Below are 23714 nucleotides of genomic sequence, written 5' to 3' on the forward strand. Positions count from 1 at the left end.
ATAGGGGGTCGCCCGGCAAAAAAGGTTCGCCCACTATAGAAGCGTTCAGGATATTGTCAATTCTCCCATTGAACGCTTGCTGTTGTACTATGCTCATTTAGAAGTATAGATGTTGTACAGGTTATGATGCTTTGCATCATAGGCTGTCCTTTTGCAGTGCAGCAACTTGACGAAGTCGCATTTTTATGCAGCTTTGCCGCATTTTCCGACGAAGCGTTCGCCAAATTGCATGGTCATGCCATTTGTCATGGTGGGGGCATGTCCCTATAATTCAGGCCGCGACTGGCAGGAACAGGAGGTCGTGTCCAACTTGTCGCAGGTTGGGTCACGACAGCGCCCTTCCCAAAACCACCGCCCGCTCGGGCCTCTGGCCCGTATGTCGTAGAGTGGGCCAAGAGAGTGTGTAGAGAGCCGTGAATAGCAAACGACCCGTAAATCTGGATCTATCCACGATCCACTTCCCCCTTCCCGCCTTGACGTCGATTACCCACCGGGTCACTGGCGTCATTCTCTTCGTCGGTCTGATCTTCGGCTTCTGGGCGCTGGACGCCTCGTTGTCCTCGCCGGCCGGTTTCGACGCCGTACGTGATGCGCTGGCGCACAACTTCTTCGCCAAGCTGGTGGCCTGGGGACTGTTGTCCGCTCTGGCCTTCCACTTCGTCGCCGGCTGCAAGCACTTCATTATGGACGCCAACATCGGCGTGTCATTGGAAGGTGCGGTGAAAAAGGCGCAGATCACCATCGTGGCGAGCGTTGTCCTGATCATTCTGGCGGGAGTCTGGGTATGGTAACCAACATCACGAGCTTCAGCCGCAGCGGCCTGTCCGACTGGATCATCCAGCGCGCCAGTGCGGTTGTCATGGCGCTCTACACGGTCTTTCTGGTGGTCTATCTGCTGGCTCATCCGCAGCTCGACTATGCCACCTGGAGCGGTCTGTTCGAGCAGACCTGGATGCGAATCTTCTCGTTGCTGGCCTTCGTCTCGCTGGCCGCCCATGCCTGGGTGGGCCTGTGGACCGTGACCACCGACTACATCAAGCCGACCGCCATTCGTGTCGGCACCCAGTCCGTCATCATCATTGCCATCTTCGTGTTCCTGGTCTGGGGCATCCAAGTGCTGTGGGGAGCCTGATACATGTCAACCATGCGTAGTTTGACCTTTGACGCCATCATCATCGGTGGCGGTGGTGCCGGCCTTCGTGCGGCGCTGGAGCTGGCCAAGTCCGGCAAGAAGACCGCGGTGCTGTCCAAGGTCTTCCCGACGCGTTCGCACACCGTGTCCGCCCAGGGCGGCATTACCTGTGCCATCGCTTCCTCCGACCCCAACGACGACTGGCGCTGGCACATGTACGACACCGTCAAGGGCGGTGACTACATCACCGACCAGGACGCTGCGGAATACATGTGTTCCGAGGGGCCGAAGGCGGTGTTCGAACTCGAGCACATGGGCCTGCCGTTTTCCCGTTTCGACAATGGGCGGATCTATCAGCGCCCGTTCGGCGGTCAGTCCAAGAACTTTGGCGAAGGCGGCCAGGCGGCCCGTACCTGCGCCGCGGCCGACCGTACCGGACACGCTCTGCTGCACACGCTGTACCAGAACAATCTGAAAAATAACACCACCTTTCTCAATGAATGGTACGCCGTCGACCTGGTGAAGAACGCCAACGGTGACGTGGTCGGCTGTATCGCCATGGATATCGAGACCGGTGAAGTGGTGCACGTAAAGTCCAAGGCTACCGTGCTGGCCACCGGCGGTTCCGGTCGCATCTATGCCTCCACCACCAATGCCCTGATCAACACCGGTGACGGTATCGGCATGGCGCTGCGTGCCGGTGTGCCGATGCAGGACATGGAAATGTGGCAGTTCCACCCGACCGGTATCCACGGTGCCGGTGTGCTGGTGACAGAAGGTTGTCGCGGTGAAGGCGGCTACCTGGTCAACAAGGACGGTGAGCGCTTCATGGAGCGTTATGCGCCGAACGCCAAGGACCTCGCCGGCCGCGATGTGGTTGCGCGCTCCATGGTCATGGAAATCCTCGAAGGTCGTGGTTGCGGCGAAGACGGCGATCACGTCTTCCTCAAGCTCGACCACCTGGGCGAGGAGGTGCTGTCCAAGCGTCTGCCGGGCATCGTCGAGCTGGCCAAGACCTTCGCCCACGTGGATCCGGCCAAGGAGCCGATCCCGGTGGTGCCGACCTGCCACTACATGATGGGTGGTATCGCCACCAACGTGCATGGTCAGGCGATTGCCCAGGATGCCGACGGCAACGACCAGATCATCAATGGTCTCTACGCCTGTGGCGAGGCAGCTTGTGTCTCCGTGCACGGTGCCAACCGCCTGGGCGGCAACTCGCTGCTGGATCTGGTGGTGTTCGGGCGTGCCGCCGGCATGTACATCGAGAGCGCGCTCAATGAAGGCATCGAGTACCTGGATGCCCGCGAGTCCGACATCGAGACCGCGATGAAGCGCATCACTCGCTGGAACGAGTCCGAAGGCGGCGAGAGCGTGCCTGAGCTCAAGCGCGAGCTGCAGAGCATCATGCAGAACTCCTTCGGCGTGTTCCGCGAAGAGAAGAACATGGTCGAGGGCGTCGAGAAGCTGGCCGAACTGCGTGGACGGATCGCCAACGCCCATCTGGCCGACAAGTCCCATGCGTTCAACACTGCCCGGGTCGAGGCGCTCGAGCTCGACAACCTGATGGAAGTGGCCGAGGCCACCGCCATCGCGGCACTGGAGCGCAAGGAGAGTCGCGGTGCGCACTCCCGCTACGACTATCCGGATCGTGACGACGCCAACTGGCTGAAGCACTCCATGTTCTTCCCCGGCGAGAAGCGGGTCGGCCAGCGCGATGTCAATTTCGCGCCGAAGACCGTCGACAAGTTCGAGCCGAAAATCCGTACCTATTAAGGGGGAGTCAACATGTCCAAGCTTCAGGTATCCCTGTACCGCTACAACCCGGAAACCGACTCCGCGCCTTATATGCAGGAGTTCGAGGTCGATACCCAGGGTCGCGACCTGATGGTGCTGAACCTGCTTGAGATGATCAAGGAGGACGACAGTTCCGTGGCCTTCCGTCGCAGCTGCCGTGAAGGCGTCTGCGGTAGTGACGGCATGAACATGAACGGCAAGAACGGCCTGGCTTGTATCACCCCGCTGTCCGAGGTGGTCAAGAACAACAAGCTGGTGCTGCGTCCCTTGCCTGGTCTGCCGGTCATTCGTGATCTGGTGGTCGATATGGCGCTGTTCTACAAGCAGTACGAGAAGATCCAGCCGTACCTGCAGAATGACACGCCGGCGCCGGCCATCGAGCGCCTGCAGTCTCCGGAAGAGCGCGACAAGCTCGACGGTCTGTATGAGTGCATCCTGTGCGCCTGCTGTTCGACCTCGTGCCCGTCGTTCTGGTGGAATCCGGAGAAGTTCGTCGGTCCCGCCGGCCTGCTGCAGTCCTATCGCTTCCTCGCGGATTCCCGCGATACGGCGACCCAGGAGCGTCTGTCGGAGCTGGAGGATCCGTTCTCCGTATTCCGTTGCCGCGGCATCATGAACTGTGTGGCGGTCTGCCCCAAGGGGCTTAACCCGACTCGGGCGATCGGCAAGATCCGTGAGATGTTGCTGGCGAATGCCACTTAAATCGTGGCGCCGGGCTTGTTATCATGGGCTCGGTCCGGGGCGCGGCATCCTGTCGCGCCCCCGGATGACAGCGTCTGGAGCCGGTGCCATGGGCACCGGCTTTTGAGCATGATGCAAGACCGCTAGGCAGATCGACCGCGGCCCCGATGACCGCGGCAGAACCACCAGGGCGCTCGATGATGGTCAGTGCCAAGGGTGACGATGGGCAGGAAGCCTTCCACTGAGGGGCCTGCGCCACGCCCGCGGTAGATCACGAGCATCGAGCCCACTACCACCCCATCAGTGCAGGGTGACCGAGAGATGCAACAAGGCATAATGGAGTTGATGTGGCGCTCCTCTCACGTGACGGGCAGCAACGTCCACTACGTGGAAGCGCTCTATGAGCAGTACCTCGACGACCCTAGCGCCGTCTCCGATGAATGGCGCGATTACTTCGACGAGTTGTCACGCCAGGAAGGCGCCCCGTCCGACGAGACCCCCCTCTCACCGATCCGTGATCAGTTCTATCAGCTTGGCCGCGAACGTCGCACCGCCGTTGCCGGCAGCACGCCTGTCGACAGCGAAGAGAGCCGCAAGCAGGTCAAGGTCCTGCAGCTGATCAACGCCTATCGCTTCCGGGGCCACCAGAAGGCCGACATCGACCCGCTGGGGCTGCGTGATCCGAAGCCGGTGCCTGATCTTGATCTGGCGTTCCACCAGCTGTCCAAGGCCGACCTCGATACCGAGTTCCAGACCGGTTCCTTCTTCCTGGGCAAGGACCAGGCGCCGCTCAAGGAAATCGTCGATGCGCTGGATCGCACCTATTGCCGTTCGATCGGTTGCGAGTTCATGCATATCGTCGACACCGAAGAGAAGCGCTGGCTGCAGCAGCGTTTCGAGTCGGTGCGCTCGGCTCCGGACCATGGTGATGATCGCCGCAAGCAGCTGTTCGAGCGGTTGTCCGCGGCCGAGGGGCTGGAAAGCTATCTGGCCTCCAAGTACCCGGGCACCAAGCGCTTCGGCCTCGAGGGTGGCGAGACCTTCATTCCGATGATGGACGAGCTGATCCAGCGCGCGGGCAGCTACGGCACCAAGGAAGTGGTCATCGGCATGGCCCACCGCGGTCGCCTCAACGTGCTGGTCAACATCCTCGGCAAGAACCCCGGCGAGCTGATCGACGAGTTCGACGGCAAGAAGCTGATCGAGCGCGGTTCCGGTGACGTCAAGTATCACCAGGGCTTCAGCTCCAACGTGATGACGCCGGGCGGTGAGGTTCACCTGGCGATGTCCTTCAACCCCTCGCACCTCGAAATCGTGGCGCCGGTGGTGGAAGGCTCGGTACGCGCACGCCAGGATCGCCGCGACGATGTCGATGGCGGCAAGGTGCTGCCGATCAACGTCCATGGCGATGCCGCCTTCGCTGGTCAGGGCGTGGTCATGGAGACGTTCCAGATGTCCCAGACCCGTGCCTACAAGACCGGTGGCACGGTGCACATCGTCATCAACAACCAGGTCGGCTTCACCACGTCGCATCCCGAGGACGCGCGTTCCACCGAGTACTGCACCGACATCGCCAAGATGGTGCAGGCGCCGATCCTGCACGTGAACGGCGACGATCCCGACGCGGTGCTCCACGTGACCCAGGTGGCCCTGGACTATCGTCAGCAGTTCAAGAAGGACGTGGTCATCGACCTGGTGTGCTACCGCCGCCGCGGCCACAACGAGGCCGACGAGCCCTCCGGCACCCAGCCGATGATGTACCGCAAGATCAAGGACCATCCGTCCTCTCGTGCGATCTACGCCGAGCGCCTGGTCAAGCAGGGCGTGTTGAGCGAAGACGAAGCCAAGGCGGTGGTCGAGAAGTATCGCGATGATCTGGTCGCCGGCAATCACGTGGCCAACGCCCTGGTGCAGGAACCCAACACCTCACTGTTCGTCGACTGGAAGCCGTACCTCGGTCACGAGTGGACCGGGCACGCCGATACCACCTTCGACATGAAGCGGCTCAAGCAGCTTGCCGCCAAGATGTGCGAGATCCCTGACGGGGTGAAGGTGCAGCGTCAGGTCGCCAAGATCTACGATGATCGCCGCAAGATGCAGGGCGGTGGGCTGGCCATGAACTGGGGCTTCGCCGAAACCCTGGCCTACGCCACCTTGCTCGAGCAGGGACACCCGATTCGCCTGACCGGTCAGGATGTCGGACGCGGTACCTTCTCGCACCGCCATGCGGTGATCCACAACCAGGCCGACGGTTCCACCTACGTGCCGCTTCAGCACATGGCGGACGGTCAGCCGCGTTTCACTATCCATGACTCCTTCCTCTCCGAGGAGGCGGTGCTGGCGTTCGAGTACGGCTACTCGACCACCATGCCCAACGCGCTGGTGATCTGGGAAGCGCAGTTCGGTGACTTCTTCAACGGCGCCCAGGTGGTGGTGGACCAGTTCATCTCCTCCGGCGAGACCAAGTGGGGTCGTCTGTGTGGCCTGACCATGCTGCTGCCCCACGGTTTCGAAGGGCAGGGCCCCGAGCACTCCTCGGCGCGTCTCGAGCGCTTCCTGCAGCTGTGCGCCGAGCACAACATGCAGGTGTGCGTGCCGACCACCCCGGCGCAGATCTATCACCTGCTGCGCCGTCAGGTGATTCGCCCGCTGCGCAAGCCGCTGGTGGTGATGTCGCCGAAGAGCCTGCTGCGCCACAAGGAAGCCACCTCGAGCCTCGAGGACCTCGCCAACGGCAGCTTCAACATGGTGCTGCCCGACCAGGGACAGCGTGATGCGTCCAAGGTCGAGCGGATCATCATGTGCTCGGGCAAGGTCTATTACGATCTGGCCAACTGGCGCGAGGAGAACCTGCGTGACGATGTAGCGATCGTGCGCGTCGAGCAGCTCTATCCGTTCCCCAAGGAAGAGCTGATCGAGACGCTCAAGGACTACAGCGGCGTCACCGACATCGTCTGGTGTCAGGAAGAGCCCCTGAACCAGGGCGCCTGGTATTCCATGCAGCACAATCTGCGCATCGTCGCCGATTCGCTCAAGGACGGCCTGGGCGGTCAGCTGAAGTTTGCCGGACGTCCGGCATCGGCGGCTCCCGCGGCGGGCTACATGTCCGTACACACCGAACAGCAGCGCCAACTGGTGGAAGACGCCTTCAATCTCTAAGGCGACCATCGGGAAGAGAGAGAACACTAAGGATACGACATGGCTACCGAGATCAAGGCACCATCCTTTCCGGAATCCGTTGCCGAAGGCACCGTAGGTACCTGGCACAAGAAGCCGGGTGACAGCGTCGAGCGTGACGAACTGATCGTCGAGATCGAGACCGACAAGGTCGTGCTCGAGGTGGTGGCGGTGGAAGCCGGCACCCTGTCAGAGGTGCTGGTGGAAGAAGGCGACACCGTGGAGTCCGAGCAGGTCCTGGGCCGCATCGGTGAAGGCGGCGGCGAGTCCAAGGAAGCGTCCGAGGAGTCGTCCGAGAAAGACGAGGACGACGCCAAGGAAGCCGCTTCCGAAGCGTCCGACGACAAGGCTGAGAAGAAGCCGGCCGAAGCGCCCAAGGGCGGCGGCGAGAAGCGCGACGTCAAGGCACCGAGCTTCCCCGAGTCGGTGCAGGAAGGGACCGTCGCCAGCTGGACCAAGAAGGTCGGCGAAGCGGTCAAGCGTGACGAAGTGCTGGCCGAGATCGAGACCGACAAGGTCGTGCTCGAGGTGGTCGCACCGGAAGATGGCGCCCTGGCCGAGATCAAGATCGAGGAAGGCGACACCGTGGAGTCAGAGGCCGTGCTGGCGGTGTTCGAGGTGGGGGCAGGCGGTGGCTCTGCCGATACCGCCGACCAGGAAGCGCCCAAGGCCAGCGCCGACGATGGCGACAGCGACGAGCAGGTCGGCGACAAGATCGTGGCGCCTGCCGCACGCAAGCTGATCGCCGAGCACGACCTCGACGTCAGTGCCATCAAGGGCACCGGCAAGGACGGTCGCGTCCTCAAGGAAGACGTGCTCAAGGCGGTCAAGGACGGCGGCGCCAAGAAGTCCGCGCCGGCCAAGAAGGCCAGCTCCGGCGCCACCGCAGCCCCGGCCGTGGAAGGCGAGCGCCCCGAGAAGCGCGTGCCGATGACCCGTCTGCGCAAGACCATCGCCAAGCGTCTGGTCCAGGCTCAGCAGACCGCTGCCATGCTGACCACCTACAATGAGGTGGACATGGGTGCGGTGATGGAGCTGCGCTCCCAGTACAAGGACACCTTCCTGAAGGCCCACGACGTCAAGCTCGGTTTCATGGGCTTCTTCGTCAAGGCGGCTTCCGAGGCGCTCAAGCGCTTCCCTGACGTCAACGCCTCCATCGACGGTGACGACATCGTCTACCACGGTTATCAGGACATCGGCGTGGCCGTATCCACCGACCGTGGCCTGGTGGTGCCGGTGCTGCGCGATACCGACAGCATGAAGATCGCCGACGTCGAGAAGGGCATCGTCGACTTCGGCAAGCGCGGACGCGAAGGCAAGCTGGGCATCGAGGACATGCAGGGCGGTACCTTCACCATCACCAACGGCGGCATCTTCGGCTCGCTGATGTCGACCCCGATCCTGAATCCGCCGCAGACCGCGATCCTCGGCATGCACAAGATCCAGGAGCGTCCGATGGCGGTCAACGGCAAGGTCGAGATTCGCCCGATGATGTATCTGGCGCTGTCCTACGACCACCGCATGATCGATGGCAAGGATGCGGTACAGTTCCTGGTCACCATCAAGGAGCTGCTCGAGGATCCGGCGCGTCTGCTGCTGGAAATCTGAGCCTGACCGTGGCAGCGACAGGGATTTACTGCAGAGCCTCTGCACACAGAACGAACAGGAGCCAACATGGCCGACAAGTATGATGTGATCGTCATTGGCGCGGGCCCGGGTGGCTACGTGGCCGCCATCCGTGCTGCTCAGCTGGGTCTGAAGACCGCCTGCGTCGAGAAGTGGATCGGCAAGGAAGGCAAGGTGGTGCACGGCGGTACCTGCCTGAACGTGGGCTGTATCCCGTCCAAGGCACTGCTCGAGGCCTCCCACAAGTTCGTCGAGGCGCAGCACGACTTCGACGACATGGGCATCCAGGCCGGCGACGTCAGCATGGACGTGTCCAAGATGATGGCGCGCAAGGACAAGATCGTTAAGCAGCTGACAGGCGGCATCTCCGGGCTGTTCAAGGCCAATGGCGTCACCGCCATCGAAGGTACCGGCAAGGTCGTGGCCAAGAACAAGGTCGAGGTCACCGACAAGGACGGCGAGTCCAGCACGGTCGAGGCGGACAACATCGTCATCGCCGCTGGCTCGGTGCCGGTGGAGATCCCGCCGACCCCGCTGACCGAGGGTCTGATCGTCGATTCCACCGGCGCCCTCGAGTTCCAGGAGACGCCCAAGCGTCTGGGCGTCATCGGCGCCGGCGTCATCGGCCTTGAGCTTGGCAGCGTGTGGAGCCGCCTGGGCAGCGAAGTGACCGTGCTCGAGGCGCTGGACAGCTTCCTGCCGATGGTCGATTCGGCCATCGCCAAGGAGACCCAGAAGCTGCTCAAGAAGCAGGGTCTGGACATCAAGCTCAACGCCCGCGTGACCGGTTCCGAGGTCAAGGGTGAGGAAGTCGTCGTCAAGTACGAGGACAACGAGGGCGAGAAGGAACTGACCTTCGACAAGCTGATCGTCTGTGTCGGCCGTCGTCCCTACACCAAGGGCGTGGTAGCCGACGGCCTGGGCGTCGAGCTGGATCAGCGCGGCTTCATCCACGTCGATGACCAGTGCCGCACCAGCGTGCCGGGCGTCTACGCCATCGGTGACTGCGTGCGTGGCCCGATGCTGGCCCACAAGGCCTCCGAAGAGGGCGTGATGGTGGCTGACATCATCGCAGGCCACAAGGCGCAGATGAACTATGACGCCATTCCCAGCGTGATCTACACCCACCCCGAGGTGGCCTGGGTCGGCATGAACGAGCAGGACGCCAAGTCCGCCGGTATCAAGGTCAAGACCGGTAGCTTCCCGTTCGCCGCCAGTGGCCGTGCCATGGCCAACAACGCCACCGAAGGCCAGGCCAAGATCATTGCCGACGCCGAGACCGATCGCATCCTGGGGATGCACATCGTCGGTCAGCACGCCGGTGAGCTGATCGCCCAGGGCGTCATCGCCATGGAATTCGGCTCCAGCGCCGAAGATCTGGCGCTTACCTGCTACGCGCACCCGAGCCTGTCCGAGGCGGTGCACGAGGCGGCGCTGGCGGTGGAAGGTCACGCCATCCACGTGGCCAACCGCAAGAAGCGCTAGCAAGACAACAAGCGCCCGGTAATTCTAGGCAAGCCTGTGCAGTTTTGGCAGGCTTGCCGGTGTTTTCCGCGAGCGCATCGCCGCCGACCATGTATCGGTGGCGGTCGGTGGCGACCCGATGACTTTCGTCCCTCGGGGCAGGGTGGGTCGCCGTTCGAGTCACATGCAACCAATGGCATGAATCGATGAACCTTCACGAGTATCAAGGCAAGCAGCTGTTTGCCGACTATGGTCTGCCCGTTTCCAAGGGCTTCGCCTGCGACACCCCCGAAGAAGCCTATGAGGCTTGCAAGAAGATCGGCGGCGACATGTGGGTCGTCAAGGCCCAGGTCCACGCCGGTGGCCGCGGCAAGGCCGGTGGTGTCAAGCTGATCAAGAGCCCGGACGAGGCCAAGGCCTTCGCCGAGCAGTGGCTGGGCAAGAACCTGGTGACCTTCCAGACCGACGAGAACGGTCAGCCGGTCGCCAAGATCCTGGTCGAGAACTGCACCGACATCGCCAATGAGCTGTACCTTGGCGCGGTGGTCGACCGTGGCACCCAGCGTGTGGTCTTCATGGCCTCCACCGAAGGTGGTGTCGAGATCGAGAAGGTCGCCGAAGAGACGCCCGAGAAGATCCTCAAGGCCGAGATCGACCCGCTGGTCGGCGCTCAGCCCTACCAGGCGCGTGAGCTGGCCTTCGCCCTCGGCCTGGAAGGCGCGCAGGTGAAGCAGTTCACCAAGATCTTCCTGGGTCTGTCCAAGATGTTCCACGACAAGGATCTGGCGCTTTTGGAGATCAACCCGCTGGTGATCACCGACGAAGGCAACCTCCACTGCCTCGACGCCAAGATCAACCTGGACGGCAACGCCCTGTACCGTCACCCGGACCTGCAGGAAATGCGTGACCCGTCCCAGGAAGACGAGCGTGAAGCCAACGCTGCCCAGTGGGACCTGAACTACGTCGCCCTGGAAGGCAACATCGGCTGCATGGTCAACGGCGCAGGCCTGGCCATGGGCACCATGGACATCATCAAGCTCCACGGTGGCCAGCCGGCCAACTTCCTTGACGTCGGCGGCGGCGCCACCAAGGAGCGCGTGGCTGAGGCGTTCAAGATCATCCTGTCCGACGACAGCGTGCAGGCCGTGCTGGTCAACATCTTCGGCGGCATCGTGCGTTGCGACATGATCGCCGAAGGCATCATCGGTGCCGTCGAGCAGGTCGGCGTCAATGTGCCGGTCGTGGTGCGTCTGGAAGGTAACAACGCCGAGCTGGGTGCCGAGAAACTGGCCTCCAGCGGTCTGAACATCATCGCTGCCAAGAGCCTCACCGATGCGGCTCAGCAGGTCGTCAAGGCAGCGGAGGGCAAGTAATGAGCATCCTGATCGACAAGAACACCAAGGTCATCTGCCAGGGCTTCACTGGCGGACAGGGGACCTTCCACTCCGAACAGGCCATCGAGTACGGCACCCAGATGGTCGGCGGCGTGACCCCGGGCAAGGGCGGCCAGGAGCACCTGGGCCTGCCGGTGTTCAACACCGTCAAGGAAGCCGTCGAGCAGACCGGCGCCGAGGCCAGCGTGATCTACGTGCCTGCCCCGTTCTGCAAGGATTCCATCCTGGAAGCCGCCAACGCCGGCATCAAGCTGATCGTGTGCATCACCGAAGGCATCCCGACCCTCGACATGCTGGACGTCAAGGTCAAGTGCGATGAGCTGGGCGTGCGTCTGATCGGTCCGAACTGCCCCGGTGTCATCACCCCGGGCGAGACCAAGATCGGCATCATGCCGGGTCACATCCACAAGCCGGGCAAGGTCGGTATCGTGTCGCGCTCCGGCACCCTGACCTACGAAGCGGTCAAGCAGACCACCGACCACGGCTTCGGCCAGTCCACCTGTGTGGGCATCGGCGGTGACCCGATCCCGGGCTCCAACTTCATCGACATCCTCGAGATGTTCGAGAAGGACCCGGCGACCGAGGCCATCGTCATGATCGGTGAGATCGGCGGTACCGCCGAGGAAGAGGCGGCTGCCTACATCAAGGAGCACGTCTCCAAGCCGGTGGTGTCCTACATCGCTGGTGTCACCGCTCCTCCCGGCAAGCGCATGGGCCACGCCGGCGCCATCATCGCCGGTGGCAAGGGCACCGCGGACGAGAAGTTCGCCGCCCTGGAAGCCGCGGGCGTCAAGACCGTGCGCTCCCTGGCCGAGATCGGCGACGCCCTGAAGGAAGCGACCGGCTGGTAAGCGGTCCTACCATCAGAATAAGCGTCAGAATAAAGGCCACCTCCGGGTGGCCTTTTTTTTATGGCTGGAATTCCACAAGATGCGACGAGAGGGCGGGTCGAAGGGGGAAGTACGAGGAAGGTGATCGGGACGGGGCGACTACGATCTGGCCCGCGTGCGCCACCAGCCGACCACCTGTGCCACGAACACCGGCGCGCCTGCCACCAGATAGAGGTGGTAGCTGACCAGGCGCCAGACGATCACCGCCGCCGCGGCCTGCTCTCGGGCCATCAGCGGCAGCAGCAGGGCGCCTACGCTGACCTCCGCGGCGCCGGCGCCGCCCGGCAGCACGCTCAACTGGCTGGCGGCCATGGCCAGCATCTGCACCAGAAAGGTCCAGGCCCAGTCGGCGCCGCCGCCGACCCCCACCACCGCCAGGTACAGGAGGCTGTAGCGCGCCAGCCAGTGCAGGCAGCACAGCGCGAAGATCGCCATCAGCACACCCTTGGGCAGCGCCAGCGTACTCGCCAGGGTCCGGCGACAGCGCAGCAGGCGCCGGACCAGCCAGCGCCTGGGCCCCGGGCCGACAAAGGGAGGAGGAGGGACATGGCGCAGCAGCCAGGGTAGCCACACGATCACCACCGCAAACACCACAAGCGCCAGCAGCAGCGCCGCCAGGGAGGCCTCGACCAGGGTCTGGTGAGGCCAGCTGGCCAGTCCGCTCATCGACAGCGACACCAGTACGCCCAGCATCAGGCTGAAGAACAGCATGTCGGCGAGCTGATCGACCAGAAAGATGGCCGACGCCTGGGCCGGCGGATAGCCCCGGCGTGCCAGCAGCCACAGCAGGGTGGCGACGCCTCCGCCCCCGGCCGGGGTGGCACATAGCGCGAACTTCGACGACATCTCGATCGCCAGGGCACCGCCCTGACCGAGGCGGCCGGCTCGTCCGTCGAGCATCAGCCGCAGGCGCGCCGCGTTGAGGTTCCAGCAGATCACCGCCAGGGCTACCATCAGCGCCAGCAGGGGCAGCGGGAAGGCGATAACCGCAGTGAAGGTGCCGGCGCCCCCCAGCCACCACGGCAGCAGCAGGGTGATGGCCAGGGTCAGGATCAGCAGGGCGGCCTTCCACCACAGGCGTGATCGCATCCCGGCAGGGGCACGCAGGCGCCTGTCCAGCGATGGTGTTGGCCCAAACCTAGCCATGGCGCCGATCGCGCGGGCAGACCGGATCGATGACGGCTTCGTAATGGTTGAGCAGCGAAATCATCACCTTGTCCCAGTCGAACTGGCGCTCGACGAAGCGCCGAGCGTGGCGCCCGGCCGATTGCGGATCATTGGCGAACAGCGCCTCGGTGGCCTCGGCCATGGCGGCTGCCGAATGTGGCTGACATAGCACGCCGCCGCCCAATGGCACGTTCTCGATCAGCGCACCGGCCCTGGCGCCGATCACCGGGATGCCGCTGGCCATGGCTTCCTGGGCGATCAGCCCGAAGGTCTCGCGGGTGCCCGCGTGCAGCAGGGCATCACTGGAGGCGAGCGCACGGGCGACCTCATGCACGCCGACGCAGCGATTGATGACGCTGACGTTGGCGGGCACCTCGGTGGGCATGCCGGGGCCCATCAACAGCAGGTGGTAGGGAGGCCCAAGGCGCCTGGCGGTGTCCAGCAACACCTCGATGTTCTTCTCTCGTGAGTAGCGCCCGACGAACACCAATAGACGGCTGTCATTGTCCAGGCCCAGCTTGCGCCTGAGCTCGGGATCGCGCCTGTCCGGGTGAAAGGTCGCCAGATCGACGCCAAGGGGCTGCACCCGCACCCGTTTGACGCCCCAGGACGTCAGACGGTCGGCCATCGCCTGGCAGGGCGCCAGTACGCTGTCGAAGCGGCGGTAAAGGTCGACCACGTAGCGCTCCAGCCGTCGCTGCACCATCGGCCCGAAGCGATCCCCCATCAACCGAGGAAGGTCCGAGTGGTAGAAGCCCACCACCGGCACGCCGAGACGCTGGCCGGCGTCCAGTGCCGCCCAGGCGGTAACGTAGGGGTCGCCGGCTTCGATCAGATCCGGCGATAGCTCCACCAGGGCGTCGCGCCAGGGTCGGCGGCGCAGCGGAAAGCGGTAGCTCTGGCCCAGCGGGATGCGCAGTGCAGGCAACTGGTGATGGTCGCCGAGGCTGTCTCGCTCGGCCCCCGGCACCAGCAGACTGGTGCGCAGCTGCGGGAAGCGCGAAAACACCCGGTGTTTGGCTTGAAGGTAGGTGCGTACGCCGCCGCTGGCGGGGGCGTGAAACATGGTGACGTCGGCGAGATGCAAAAGGGGCCTCCATGGCGAGCGCGTCATTGCCATGAGCCTACGAGGGAAATAAGTCAGTTCAGCGACAGGCTGTGTCAGTACGGCGGCACCTCGCCATGAGTCGGTCAAGAAGCAGGCGAGGTACGGGGCTGGCACCTGTATCGGGTGTGCCTTTCGTCACCGGCGCCTTGATCTCGATACGCTCCTGAAGCGCGCTGGTCGAACCGGAGTAGTGGTTAGGTGTTCTCGTACAGAAGTTGGAGGTGACGACCCCTTATGCTGAGAGAAACAGCGGCGGCAAAGTCCAAGCCGCGTTTCATCGCCACCAGCACATGGAGCGGGAAGGCGACTTCAGGGAAGGGGGAGAAGTATGGCGGACGTCAGGATCAGCGAGATTGCCGACTGGCTCGAGGCACACTGGACGACAACAGCCCGCTGCCAGGAACGAAGCAGCAGGGCTGCCCTTGCTGCGACAGGGTGGGACTACCCATCCTGCCGGTGCGCTACGCGGTATCGGACCGTCACGTCAGCGACTGGTCGCAAGACCTTCCCAGGTCGATGGCGGTACACGCCAATCGCCACTTTCCTGCCCCGCGTGAGACGCGCTATGTCCTGCGCCTGATGCGCGAGGGCTATCTCTACCTGTTCGACGAGAAGCGCCAGCGCTGGCAAGCCTGGCGCATCACTCACGACTCCCGTTTTGAAGAATTCGACCCCTATGGACGCGGGCCGAGAGAGACGGCCTACGGGGACTCGCACATCGACGCGCCTTGCAATATTCCCGAGAATAATCTCTCTGCGCGCCTGATTTCTCTACCGAAGGCTCAGGAAGCTGGCATCGTTCACGTTGGCTATAGTGACCATCCCTTCACGCAGGCCATGCTGGGGCGGCTGGAGCGCAACGACAGCGGCCTGCGTGATCGCCTGCTTAGTCCTTTCGATGTGGCTGCCTGGCTCGGTAAGGGAGAGGCCGCTGGCGTCATTCCCTCTACGCAACTCGGCACGCATGTCATGGAGTTTAATGACGCCTGTCCCGAGGAACTGCTGGAAAACGATGGTTTTCCTCTTGTTGGCGTCTGCGAGCGATTGCCGTCGACGGTGAGTCAGCTTCGCGATCGGATGAACTGGATGGTCCAGGACGCCCCTCAGTGGATCGACAGGACCCCGATACTGGCGGTGGCTGACCCTATCGGTATGTGCATCTCCGTCAATCATTTTCGTAACCAGGCCAAGGCTCGCCTCGATCGCTATGCCCGCCGCAAGGATGTGGTGGAAAAGAAGGTGACGTCGGAATTGATCGAGGGCATACGAGAAGCGGTGAAAAGCAAGGCCGAGCACCAGGCTGAGAAACATATTGAACGGGCACGTCGAGCCGAGGTATTTGGTGACCAGAGGCTCGCTCAGGAGTTCGATGCGCTGACGGACGCATCAGAAAAGGCAAGGCGCTGGGCGCTGATGGGCGATATCGACAGGCGAAGAGTCGAGCGGGGGCGCCGCGAGCTCGAATTGCTGCGCGCTCAGCAGGCTGATATCGCGCTAGCCTATCAGCGTCGTGCCATCGAGCAGAGCTGGGAAAAGTATCAGGCCTGCTACGACGAGCAGCAGCGTCTGGAGTTCGAGTCGCGCTATAGCGCCCATCTTGAACGTGACAGCCAGGCGGTGGTGAAGCTGGCCGAGATTCACCGTGACTGGCTAATGTCCGACCTGGGCCGTGACGCCATGCTCGGCTACGACGACCAGGACCTGGACAATGGGGCGGCCTATGAGGTGGCCGTGGCCGCCATGACGGTGGGCATGACCACGACAGAGACGGGGCAGGAAACCGTCGCCGAGTTGATCGAGCGATCGATCGACGAGGTGGATTCCTACCTGTGGCGTGCCACCTTCGCCAATCACACCCCGGCCATCGACATGGTCAAGGATCTGGTCTTCGAAAGTGCCTTCTGGGGCAGCAAGATTCTGGGCCCCTTGAGGCGGGTGCTGGGGGCTGACATGGACAACCGCTCCCAGACCGAGCAACTGCTGGCCACCATGGCCAGTCAGATCGCGCAAAAGCTCGGGCTGGTCAGCTACACCAATATCGCCAACGACTCGCTGGCACGACTGTGGCAGGCGGTTGGCTGGTTGCGCTACGGGTTCAAGACGTCCTTGATGGTGTTCGATGCCACTCCCAGACAGCTGTTGTCCATGTACGACCAGGTGCTCTGGCGTGATGAACTGGCCTTCCGCAATATCCGGCATGACCTGCGCCACTTCTTCCCACCCTTGCCGGAAGGGCCTCCTGATGTGCCGATACGTCTGTGGGCCTTTGTTCCCACCTCCGTGGACCCGCTGCAGCGCCCGATCATCCAGGCGGAACTTGCCCAGTCGATCGAGATGCGGCGAATAGCCGTCGCATCGGCAATGACGCCCGGCTCCTGGTTGGGCGTCTTCGCCGCCAGCCTGGAGCTGATCAATTCGGTGTATCTGGGCGAAGCCGTGTTTGACGAGAACTCCGCCAGGAGTCAGGCGGAGCGAAACTGGATGTTTGGCGGTGGGCTGCTGTATCTGGCCAGTAGTCTGGTCGGGGTGGCCAATCAGATGATCCACCCGGTGGCGGCGCCGGAGAGCCGTCTTTACAGAGGGCTGGCCTGGGGCGGAGGAATCACCGCTGCGCTGGGAGCCTGGATTTTTGGCGTATGGCATGCGGTAAAGGCTATGCAGGTTTATCGAGATGGTAGCAAAGGAGTGGCAGCACTCTATTTTTCATCTTCGCTAGTTTTTATTGCCTCTGGTGCATCAGCCCTAGCTGCTGTCGCTCAACAGGTGGGCAAGATATCGAGAACAGAAGCGGCGATGGGTTCCTTGATCATCAGCCGCTCGGGCTGGGCCTTGGTGGCTGCCCGGCTGGGTTGGATTGGCCTGGCGGTGGCGCTATTGATAGTGGCGTTGGAGAAGAACCAGCTCGAGACCTGGCTGACACGCTGCGTCTTTGGCAATGGAGATGCTGACGTTCGCTACCGGGATCTTCAGGCGGCGCTCGATGCGCTGGACGATATGACGCGCTAGAGGATGGCCGCGATGATCAACGAGTACTTTACCCAGATGTTGTATCGCGACCGGGGACTCGACTGGTTTGCCGAGCCGCTGGATATTCCTGTGGACGATGATGTCCCCTTTGACCTCAAGACTCGAGCAACCGAAGCGCCCTATGACGCCGAGTTTATCTACACAAAGAATGATGTTTTTCTGGAAACCGCCAATGCCGATGAATTCTGTCGGCGTGGGTTTTATACCGCAATGTTCGGGTTTCTTTTCGGTGGTATTGTTCCTTTCTTTGTTTTCTTTCTAGCGATTGTCTTGTTAGATATCTTCAGCGGGGATTATGAATTTGCCTCATTTGTTTTGGTTGCTCTTATTGTTGTGGGGATTACTGGGCTTGTTTACTTGGTCACCCATGTTCACTCCGCCTGGGACTGCTTTACCTATCGCCATGCGGCGATTCGCTTTAACCGTCGTACTCGTCAGGTGCATGTGTTCTATACGCCCAAGCTGGGCGGTCCACGCAGCTATGACTGGGACGATATCCTGGCGACCATCACCCCCTTCGACAACGGCGGCTACTTTGTGCTGAACATCATGGCGGCAACGCCGGACGGAACCCGCTACTACGACAGCTTTCCGGTGGGAGGGGAGTTAGTGAAGCACGAGGAGTGCCTGGGCTGGTGGGAGTATATCCGCCGCTATATGGAAGAAGGGCCGGACCAAGTGCAGGAGCCCGGCTGGTACCACACCGACAGGCTGTCGCTGAAGGAGTCCTTTCTGCGCTGGTTCCCGCTGCGGGAGATGAAGCGTGACAAGGCGCGGGGCCATGATATTCGTTACTCCCAATGGCGCATGGTGCTGATGTCGCCGATGCTGGCGCTGTTCTCACTGGGGCACTTTGTCTCGATGCTGACCAGCCGCGAGGTGGTCTGGACGAAGGAGATTCGTGAGGCCTGTGGGGAAGGCGGATGATGGCGTGAAACACCGGGAGCCTTGCCAGTCTTGCCTGGTCTTGCCGCCGTTGGGCCGCAGCAATTGAAGCCATCTAAGAAAACGGCGACCCGAAGGTCGCCGTTTTCTGTACTTCCAGGTCGATAGCGGTGTTACCGCCGCGACCGAGCAGGAAGGATCGTTCAGGCGGCGGGCTGGGCCACCAGTGAGCGGGTCTCTTCCTTGGCTTCGGTCAGGGCGACGCGTACCGCGTCGCCGAGCTTGAAGCGCTCCTCGCCCTCGATCTGGATGCGGCCTTCCTTGTCGTCGACTACCACCTTGTCGCGGTCTGCGTGCATCAGCGGTGCCGGCACGAAGGCGGTGGCGCCGTTGGCGGTCAGGCGCACCCGCATGCCGCCGCGGTTGATGGCGATGATCTCGGCATCGAACACGTCCTGCTGCTTGGCCGCCGGGGTCAGGTAGCGCACGTAGAGCCAGTCCTTGACGTCGCGCTCGGCCAGGCGGTTGAGGCGACGACGCTCGGTGAGCTGCTCTGTCAACTCGACGCTGGCCTCCTTCGGCGCCTGCTCGCCCTTGAGCACACGCTTGATCAGGCGGTGGTTGACCATGTCGCCGTACTTGCGGATCGGCGAGGTCCAGGTGGCGTAGGCGGCCAGTCCCAGGCCAAAGTGCGGGCCCGGCTGGGCGGACATGGCGGTAAAGCCCTGGAACTTGCGCAGGCGGGCGTCGAGCCAGGCATCGTCGCGGCTTTCCAGCGCACGCTTGAGCTCCTTGTAGCGCGACAGGTCGGTCAGCGCCTCACGCTCGACGGCGATGTCCTGGGTCGCCAGGAAGCTCTGGGCGGCCTCGGCCTTGTCGTCCTCGAAGGCACGATGGACGTTGAAGATGCCGTGACCGACCTTGTCGGCCAGCAGCGCCGCACAGCAGGCATTGGCGGCGATCATCGACTCTTCGATCATGCGGTTGGCGATGCGCCGCTCTTCGGTGCGGATCGCCAGCACGTTGCCGGCCTCGTCCAGGTCGAAGACATAGTCGGGACGGTCCTTGAACACCAGGGCGTGCTCCTGACGCCAGGCGGTGCGTGCCTCGGTCAGATCGCGGAGAGCCTTGAGCTGTTCACCGATGGTGTCGTCGGGTACCCAGTCGCCCTGGCCCTCGAGCCAGTCAGAGACGTTGTCGTAGACCAGGCGAGCCTGTGAACGCGCGGTGGCAGCGAAGAACTGATAGTCACCGAGGCTGCCATCGGCGTTGACGTCCAGGCGACAGGCCAGCACCGGGCGCTCCTGGCCCTCGTGCAGCGAGCACAGATCGTCGGCCAGCTGCTCGGGCAGCATGGTGACGTTCTGGCCCGGCAGGTAGACGGTGAAGGCGCGGGTGCGGGCCTCGAGGTCGGCGGCGTGGCCTTCCTCGACGTAGGCGGTAGGGTCGGCGATGGCCACCGACAGGCGCCAGCCGCCGTCCTCGCGGACCTCGACGCGCAAGGCGTCGTCCATGTCCCGGGTCTTCTCGCCATCGATGGTGAAGAAGGGCTCGGCGGTCAGGTCCTCTCGCTCCAGGCCCTCGTCGCGCAGCGGCCAGTCGTTGCCGGCGTCGGGGCATTCCTGCTCGAGGGCGTGGCGGGCCAGGGTGACGCGCCAGGGTACTGCGGGATCATCGGTCTTGGCCACCAGCTCGTCGATCTGGGTAAAGAAGGCGCGATCGTCGGGCTTGAGCGGGTGGCGCACCAGACGTGCCACTACCCAGTCGCCGTCACCGATGGCGTCTTCCTCGAGGCTGCGCTTGATGCGTGCCTTCATGGCGGTCTTGATCGACGGGTGATCAGGCACCACCGCCAGGCGTCCATCACGCTTCTGCACCCGGGCAACGAAGCGCTGCATGTTGCTCTCGATCAGGGTGTCGGGTTCCACCGACTTGCGCTCGCCTTCCTCGTGCAGCACTGCCTCGACGCGGTCGCCGTGCAGCACCTTCTTCATGGCGGGGGGCGGCACGAAATAGGACGCACCGTCCTCGCACTCGAGGAAGCCGAAGCCCTTTTCGGTGGCTTTGATGACACCCGTGACGCGGGGGGTGTTATCGCGGATCTGTTGCTTGAGCTGAGCCAGCAAGGCGTTGTTCTGCAGCATGGTCACGATCGAGTGGCGGGAATAAGGGGGCCACTATACGGATTGTTGCAGCCCCGGCCAAACCCCGTGGAGCCCGAGGCCACAAATCAAGGGGTTGGAAACGGTATCCGGCAAAATTTCACCGCTTCCTGTGCGGCATCCTTGCCACGCCTCCTTTCGCTCCCGTGGGAATACCTCGGTAGAGGAGTTGAGGGGGCGTGCGGGGCGCCGTGAAATGCACAGTCAGGGTTCGACCAATGTGGTATTAGATTGGTATTCAATTGGTCTCTATGTGGAGCTATAGTGGTTATCACCAAGCTCCCAGGGACCACGCCGCCATGGATTCACGATTCGAGCACCTGCACCTCGACGCCTCGCTTGCCACGCCACTGTACCGCCAGCTGGCCAACGGCCTGGAGGCGGCCATCCGCAGTGGCAGCTGGCGCGCCGGAGAGGCGCTGCCGTCGGAACGCAACCTGGCCGAGGCGTTGGCGGTGTCACGCATCACGGCGCGCAAGGCCCTCGACCAGCTGGAGGAAAGCGGCCTGATCCGACGCGACCGCGGCTCCGGCACTTTTATTCGCCCCAGCATGGATCAACCGCTGACCCGACTGGCGAGTTTCAGCGACATGCTGATCCAGCGGGGGTTTTCGCCGCGCTCCGAGTGGCTGAGGCGCGAGCGCTGCCAGCCGAGCTCCGAGGAGAATCTACGCCTGGGATTGTCGAGCAATGCCCAGGTGTCGCGACTCAAGCGTCTGCGTCTGGCCGATGACGTGGTGATGGCGGTGGAGGAGAGCTGCCTGCCGGTCACGGTGCTGCCGGACCCCATGGCGGTCGACGTCTCGCTGTATCAATGGCTCGAGCAGGCTGGTCGCCCCATCGTGCGTGCCCGTCAGCAGGTCACCGCGGTCAATGCCGACGCCGAACTCGCCGGGCTTGCCCAGGTGGCCGAAGGCCAGGCTCTGCTCAAGGTGACGCGGCTGGGCTACCTGGCCGACGACACCCCGGCGGAGCTGACCATCACCTACTGCCGTACCGACTACTACGACTTCACCGTCGAACTCGCCCGCTAGGAGACCGCCATGAGTACCGCTCCCACCCGCCTTGCCGGCAACGTGCTGACCCCCGAGGGCTGGCGCCTGGGTGAGATTCGGCTGGAACAGGGCCGGATCGCCGCCATCAAGGGCTCCCCCGTAGACCCCTCTACCAATGATGCCCCTCGGCTGATACCCGGCTTCGTCGACCTGCACGTACATGGTGGTGGCGGAGCCGACGCCATGGAGGGGCGCGAGGCCGTTTCGACGCTCGCCCGCACTCACCTGCGGTTTGGCACCACCAGCCTGCTGGCGACCACCATGACCGCGCGCCCGGAAGAGGTGCGTGCGGTGCTGGGCGAGATCTCAGGCTATATGGAAGCCCCGGACCCCGCGGCTTCCCGGGTGCTAGGCGTACACCTCGAAGGGCCCTTCATCAATCCTGGCAAGCTCGGCGCCCAGCCGGCCCACGCCCAGGTCGCCAGCGTCGCCGAAATGGATGAACTGATGGCGTTGGCGCCCATCCTGCTGATCACCCTGGCACCGGAAATCAGCGGGCATGGCGAGGTGATCCGTCACCTCACCGACAAGGGCGTGCGCGTCCAGCTGGGCCATACCCTGGGTAGCTACGAAGAAGGTGTCGAGGCGCTGTCCCACGGCGCCTGCGGCTTTACCCACCTGTTCAACGCCATGACCGCGCTGCACCACCGCAAGCCGGGCATGGTCGGGGCGGCGCTGGCCCACGCCGAGTACGCCGAGATCATTCCCGATCTGCTGCATGTACATCCCGGCGCCATTCTCACCGCGCTGCGCTGCATTCCGCGGCTCTATGCGGTGACCGATTCCACCGCGGCGGCTGGCATGCCCGACGGTGACTACCGCCTTGGCGAGCAGAAGGTGACCAAGTGCCTGGGCGGCGTGCGTCTGGCCGACGGCACCCTGGCCGGCAGCACCCTGACCATGGACCAGGCGCTGCGCAACTTCGTCAGTGTCGGGCTCAGTCTGGCCGAGGCCTCGGATCGGCTGTCGCGCTTTCCCGCGGACTTCCTCGGGCGCCGTGACATCGGCCGCCTGGAGGCCGGGGCCCGCGCCGATATCGTGACCCTCGACCCCGAACTCACCCTTACCTCTGTCCATCTGGACGGTCGTCTTGTCTCTGGAGAATCCCATGTCACTCATGCTTGAAGAGGCGCTGAACGCGCCGGAACGCCTGCGCGGTCAGTTGACGCGTAACCAGACAGTGCTGCGGGAACTGGGTGATCGCCTGCGTGCCGAGCCGCCGACAGGCGCCGTCACCGTGGCCAGGGGCAGCTCTGATCACGCCGCCAGCTATCTCGCCTACCTGTGCATGCAGAATCGCGGCATTCCGGTGGCTTCGCTGCCGCCGTCACTGTCGACCCTGTCGCGTACGCCCTGGCGATTGGCCGGCCAGCTGTCCATCGCCATCTCCCAGTCGGGCCAGAGTCCCGACCTGGTGGCGAGCCAGGAGGCGCTGAAGCAGGGTGGCGCCACCACCATCGCGCTGGTCAATACGCCGGAGTCACCACTGGGCCGGGCGAGCGATCTGGAAGTGCCGCTGTTTGCCGGTGAAGAGAAGAGTGTGGCGGCCACCAAGAGCTTCCTGGCGACCCTGTCCGCCGGTGCCCAGCTGATGGCGCACTGGAACGAGAGCGCCATGCTGCTGGGGGCGCTCAATGAGCTGCCCGACCGCCTCACCGACGCCGCCGCCCAGGACTGGAGCCCGGCGGTAGAAGCGCTCAAGGACGCCGATCGGCTGATGGTCATCGGCCGGGGTACCGGGCTTGGCATCGCCCAAGAGGCGGCGCTCAAGTTCAAGGAAACCTGCGCCATTCAGGCAGAGCCCTTCAGTGGCGCCGAGGTCAAGCACGGCCCCATGGCGCTGATCGAGCCAGGCTATCCGGTACTGGTGTTCGCCCCCCCCGGCGCCGAACAGCAGGGCTTGCTGGAGCTGGCCGAGTGGCTCGAGAGCGTGGGTGCCAAGGTGCTGCTGGCCGCCGACGACCGTGTGCCCAAGCGCCATCTGACATTGACCTCGGCGGGTCACGAGGCGCTGGAACCGGTGTCGGTGATCCAGAGCTTCTATCCGATGGTGGCCCGCCTGGCCGAGGCTCGCGGTATCGATCCGGATCAACCGAGGCACCTGCGCAAGGTGACCTGCACGCTCTAATCACTACGACAATCATACGGA

General features: G+C 63.5%; 17 protein-coding genes. 14 read left to right on the forward strand and 3 right to left on the reverse strand.

Annotated features, from left to right (window positions below; all coding sequences use genetic code 11):
* The first annotated feature begins 413 nt into the window (after window positions 1–413).
* The 9 genes from sdhC (at window position 414) to sucD (ending at window position 12122) form a co-directional block, all read left to right on the forward strand.
* The gene (sdhC, locus tag KUV74_RS19640; RefSeq protein WP_045992952.1) at window positions 414–791 is read left to right on the forward strand and encodes a succinate dehydrogenase, cytochrome b556 subunit; all 378 of its coding nucleotides are present in this window, start codon (window positions 414–416) and stop codon (window positions 789–791) included.
* Entirely contained in the window at window positions 785–1132 is a 348-nt protein-coding gene (sdhD, locus tag KUV74_RS19645; RefSeq protein ID WP_045992951.1) for a succinate dehydrogenase, hydrophobic membrane anchor protein, read from the forward strand. Before sdhC ends, sdhD begins: the two co-directional genes overlap by 7 nt.
* 3 nt (window positions 1133–1135) lie before the next feature.
* Window positions 1136–2908, forward strand: a complete 1773-nt coding sequence (gene sdhA, locus KUV74_RS19650; RefSeq protein ID WP_045992950.1) for a succinate dehydrogenase flavoprotein subunit — start codon at window positions 1136–1138, stop codon at window positions 2906–2908.
* A gap of 12 nt (window positions 2909–2920) precedes the next feature.
* Window positions 2921–3631 (forward strand): succinate dehydrogenase iron-sulfur subunit, encoded by a 711-nt coding sequence (locus KUV74_RS19655; protein WP_045992949.1) that lies wholly within the window; start codon window positions 2921–2923, stop codon window positions 3629–3631.
* A 300-nt stretch (window positions 3632–3931) separates the two neighbouring features.
* Window positions 3932–6769, forward strand: coding sequence for a 2-oxoglutarate dehydrogenase E1 component (locus KUV74_RS19660; RefSeq protein ID WP_222517159.1), 2838 nt, complete (start codon window positions 3932–3934; stop codon window positions 6767–6769).
* Window positions 6770–6808: 39 nt separating this feature from the next.
* A complete protein-coding gene (gene odhB, locus KUV74_RS19665; RefSeq protein WP_222517160.1) occupies window positions 6809–8395 on the forward strand; it encodes a 2-oxoglutarate dehydrogenase complex dihydrolipoyllysine-residue succinyltransferase in 1587 nt (528 codons plus the stop codon).
* Window positions 8396–8461: 66 nt separating this feature from the next.
* On the forward strand, window positions 8462–9898 hold the full coding sequence (gene lpdA, locus KUV74_RS19670; RefSeq protein ID WP_213228887.1) for a dihydrolipoyl dehydrogenase: 1437 nt from the start codon (window positions 8462–8464) through the stop codon (window positions 9896–9898).
* Between the two features lie 185 nt (window positions 9899–10083).
* Window positions 10084–11250: an ADP-forming succinate--CoA ligase subunit beta gene (sucC, locus tag KUV74_RS19675; RefSeq protein ID WP_045992945.1), complete on the forward strand. Its 1167-nt coding sequence runs from the start codon at window positions 10084–10086 to the stop codon at window positions 11248–11250.
* On the forward strand, window positions 11250–12122 hold the full coding sequence (gene sucD / locus KUV74_RS19680) for a succinate--CoA ligase subunit alpha (protein ID WP_045992944.1): 873 nt from the start codon (window positions 11250–11252) through the stop codon (window positions 12120–12122). Before sucC ends, sucD begins: the two co-directional genes overlap by 1 nt.
* A 138-nt stretch (window positions 12123–12260) precedes the next feature.
* Here the strand turns inward: sucD and KUV74_RS19685 are convergent, their stop codons facing one another.
* Both KUV74_RS19685 and KUV74_RS19690 read right to left on the reverse strand, forming a co-directional pair.
* Complete coding sequence (locus tag KUV74_RS19685; protein WP_261395608.1) at window positions 12261–13307, reverse strand: YbhN family protein; 1047 nt, start codon at window positions 13305–13307, stop codon at window positions 12261–12263.
* Window positions 13300–14415, reverse strand: coding sequence for a glycosyltransferase (locus tag KUV74_RS19690; protein WP_222517161.1), 1116 nt, complete (start codon window positions 14413–14415; stop codon window positions 13300–13302). Before KUV74_RS19690 ends, KUV74_RS19685 begins: the two co-directional genes overlap by 8 nt.
* A gap of 255 nt (window positions 14416–14670) precedes the next feature.
* Between KUV74_RS19690 and KUV74_RS19695 the strand changes: the two genes are divergently transcribed.
* Window positions 14671–17442 (forward strand): T6SS effector BTH_I2691 family protein, encoded by a 2772-nt coding sequence (locus KUV74_RS19695; protein ID WP_315900886.1) that lies wholly within the window; start codon window positions 14671–14673, stop codon window positions 17440–17442.
* Window positions 17443–17454: 12 nt separating this feature from the next.
* Window positions 17455–18390, forward strand: coding sequence for a DUF6708 domain-containing protein (locus KUV74_RS19700; RefSeq protein WP_222517163.1), 936 nt, complete (start codon window positions 17455–17457; stop codon window positions 18388–18390).
* A 161-nt stretch (window positions 18391–18551) separates the two neighbouring features.
* Here the strand turns inward: KUV74_RS19700 and KUV74_RS19705 are convergent, their stop codons facing one another.
* Window positions 18552–20492, reverse strand: coding sequence for an exoribonuclease II (locus KUV74_RS19705; protein WP_108133239.1), 1941 nt, complete (start codon window positions 20490–20492; stop codon window positions 18552–18554).
* A gap of 317 nt (window positions 20493–20809) precedes the next feature.
* Between KUV74_RS19705 and KUV74_RS19710 the strand changes: the two genes are divergently transcribed.
* The 3 genes from KUV74_RS19710 to KUV74_RS19720 are packed head-to-tail and all read left to right on the forward strand — an operon-like array spanning window position 20810 to window position 23693.
* A complete protein-coding gene (locus tag KUV74_RS19710) occupies window positions 20810–21544 on the forward strand; it encodes a GntR family transcriptional regulator (RefSeq protein WP_108133240.1) in 735 nt (244 codons plus the stop codon).
* A 9-nt stretch (window positions 21545–21553) separates the two neighbouring features.
* Complete coding sequence (nagA, locus tag KUV74_RS19715; RefSeq protein ID WP_222517164.1) at window positions 21554–22690, forward strand: N-acetylglucosamine-6-phosphate deacetylase; 1137 nt, start codon at window positions 21554–21556, stop codon at window positions 22688–22690.
* Entirely contained in the window at window positions 22674–23693 is a 1020-nt protein-coding gene (locus KUV74_RS19720; RefSeq protein WP_222517165.1) for an SIS domain-containing protein, read from the forward strand. The genes nagA and KUV74_RS19720 overlap by 17 nt, the downstream gene beginning before the upstream one ends.
* The last annotated feature ends 21 nt before the right edge of the window (window positions 23694–23714 follow it).

This window comes from Halomonas sp. DP1Y21-3 (assembly GCF_019801245.1).
GTDB classification, from domain to species: domain Bacteria; phylum Pseudomonadota; class Gammaproteobacteria; order Pseudomonadales; family Halomonadaceae; genus Halomonas; species Halomonas litopenaei.

Excerpts from the sequence above, each read along its gene's own strand:
- sdhD (WP_045992951.1), top strand. The coding sequence starts at position 785 with ATGGTAACCAACATCACGAGCTTCAGCCGCAGCGGCCTGTCCGACTGG.
- sdhA (WP_045992950.1), top strand. The coding sequence starts at position 1,136 with ATGTCAACCATGCGTAGTTTGACCTTTGACGCCATCATCATCGGTGGC.
- KUV74_RS19655 (WP_045992949.1), top strand. The coding sequence starts at position 2,921 with ATGTCCAAGCTTCAGGTATCCCTGTACCGCTACAACCCGGAAACCGAC.
- KUV74_RS19660 (WP_222517159.1), top strand. The coding sequence starts at position 3,932 with ATGCAACAAGGCATAATGGAGTTGATGTGGCGCTCCTCTCACGTGACG.
- odhB (WP_222517160.1), top strand. The coding sequence starts at position 6,809 with ATGGCTACCGAGATCAAGGCACCATCCTTTCCGGAATCCGTTGCCGAA.
- lpdA (WP_213228887.1), top strand. The coding sequence starts at position 8,462 with ATGGCCGACAAGTATGATGTGATCGTCATTGGCGCGGGCCCGGGTGGC.
- sucC (WP_045992945.1), top strand. The coding sequence starts at position 10,084 with ATGAACCTTCACGAGTATCAAGGCAAGCAGCTGTTTGCCGACTATGGT.
- sucD (WP_045992944.1), top strand. The coding sequence starts at position 11,250 with ATGAGCATCCTGATCGACAAGAACACCAAGGTCATCTGCCAGGGCTTC.
- KUV74_RS19685 (WP_261395608.1), bottom strand. The coding sequence starts at position 13,307 with ATGGCTAGGTTTGGGCCAACACCATCGCTGGACAGGCGCCTGCGTGCC.
- KUV74_RS19695 (WP_315900886.1), top strand. The coding sequence starts at position 14,671 with ATGCTGAGAGAAACAGCGGCGGCAAAGTCCAAGCCGCGTTTCATCGCC.
- KUV74_RS19700 (WP_222517163.1), top strand. The coding sequence starts at position 17,455 with ATGATCAACGAGTACTTTACCCAGATGTTGTATCGCGACCGGGGACTC.
- KUV74_RS19705 (WP_108133239.1), bottom strand. The coding sequence starts at position 20,492 with ATGCTGCAGAACAACGCCTTGCTGGCTCAGCTCAAGCAACAGATCCGC.
- KUV74_RS19710 (WP_108133240.1), top strand. The coding sequence starts at position 20,810 with ATGGATTCACGATTCGAGCACCTGCACCTCGACGCCTCGCTTGCCACG.
- nagA (WP_222517164.1), top strand. The coding sequence starts at position 21,554 with ATGAGTACCGCTCCCACCCGCCTTGCCGGCAACGTGCTGACCCCCGAG.
- KUV74_RS19720 (WP_222517165.1), top strand. The coding sequence starts at position 22,674 with ATGTCACTCATGCTTGAAGAGGCGCTGAACGCGCCGGAACGCCTGCGC.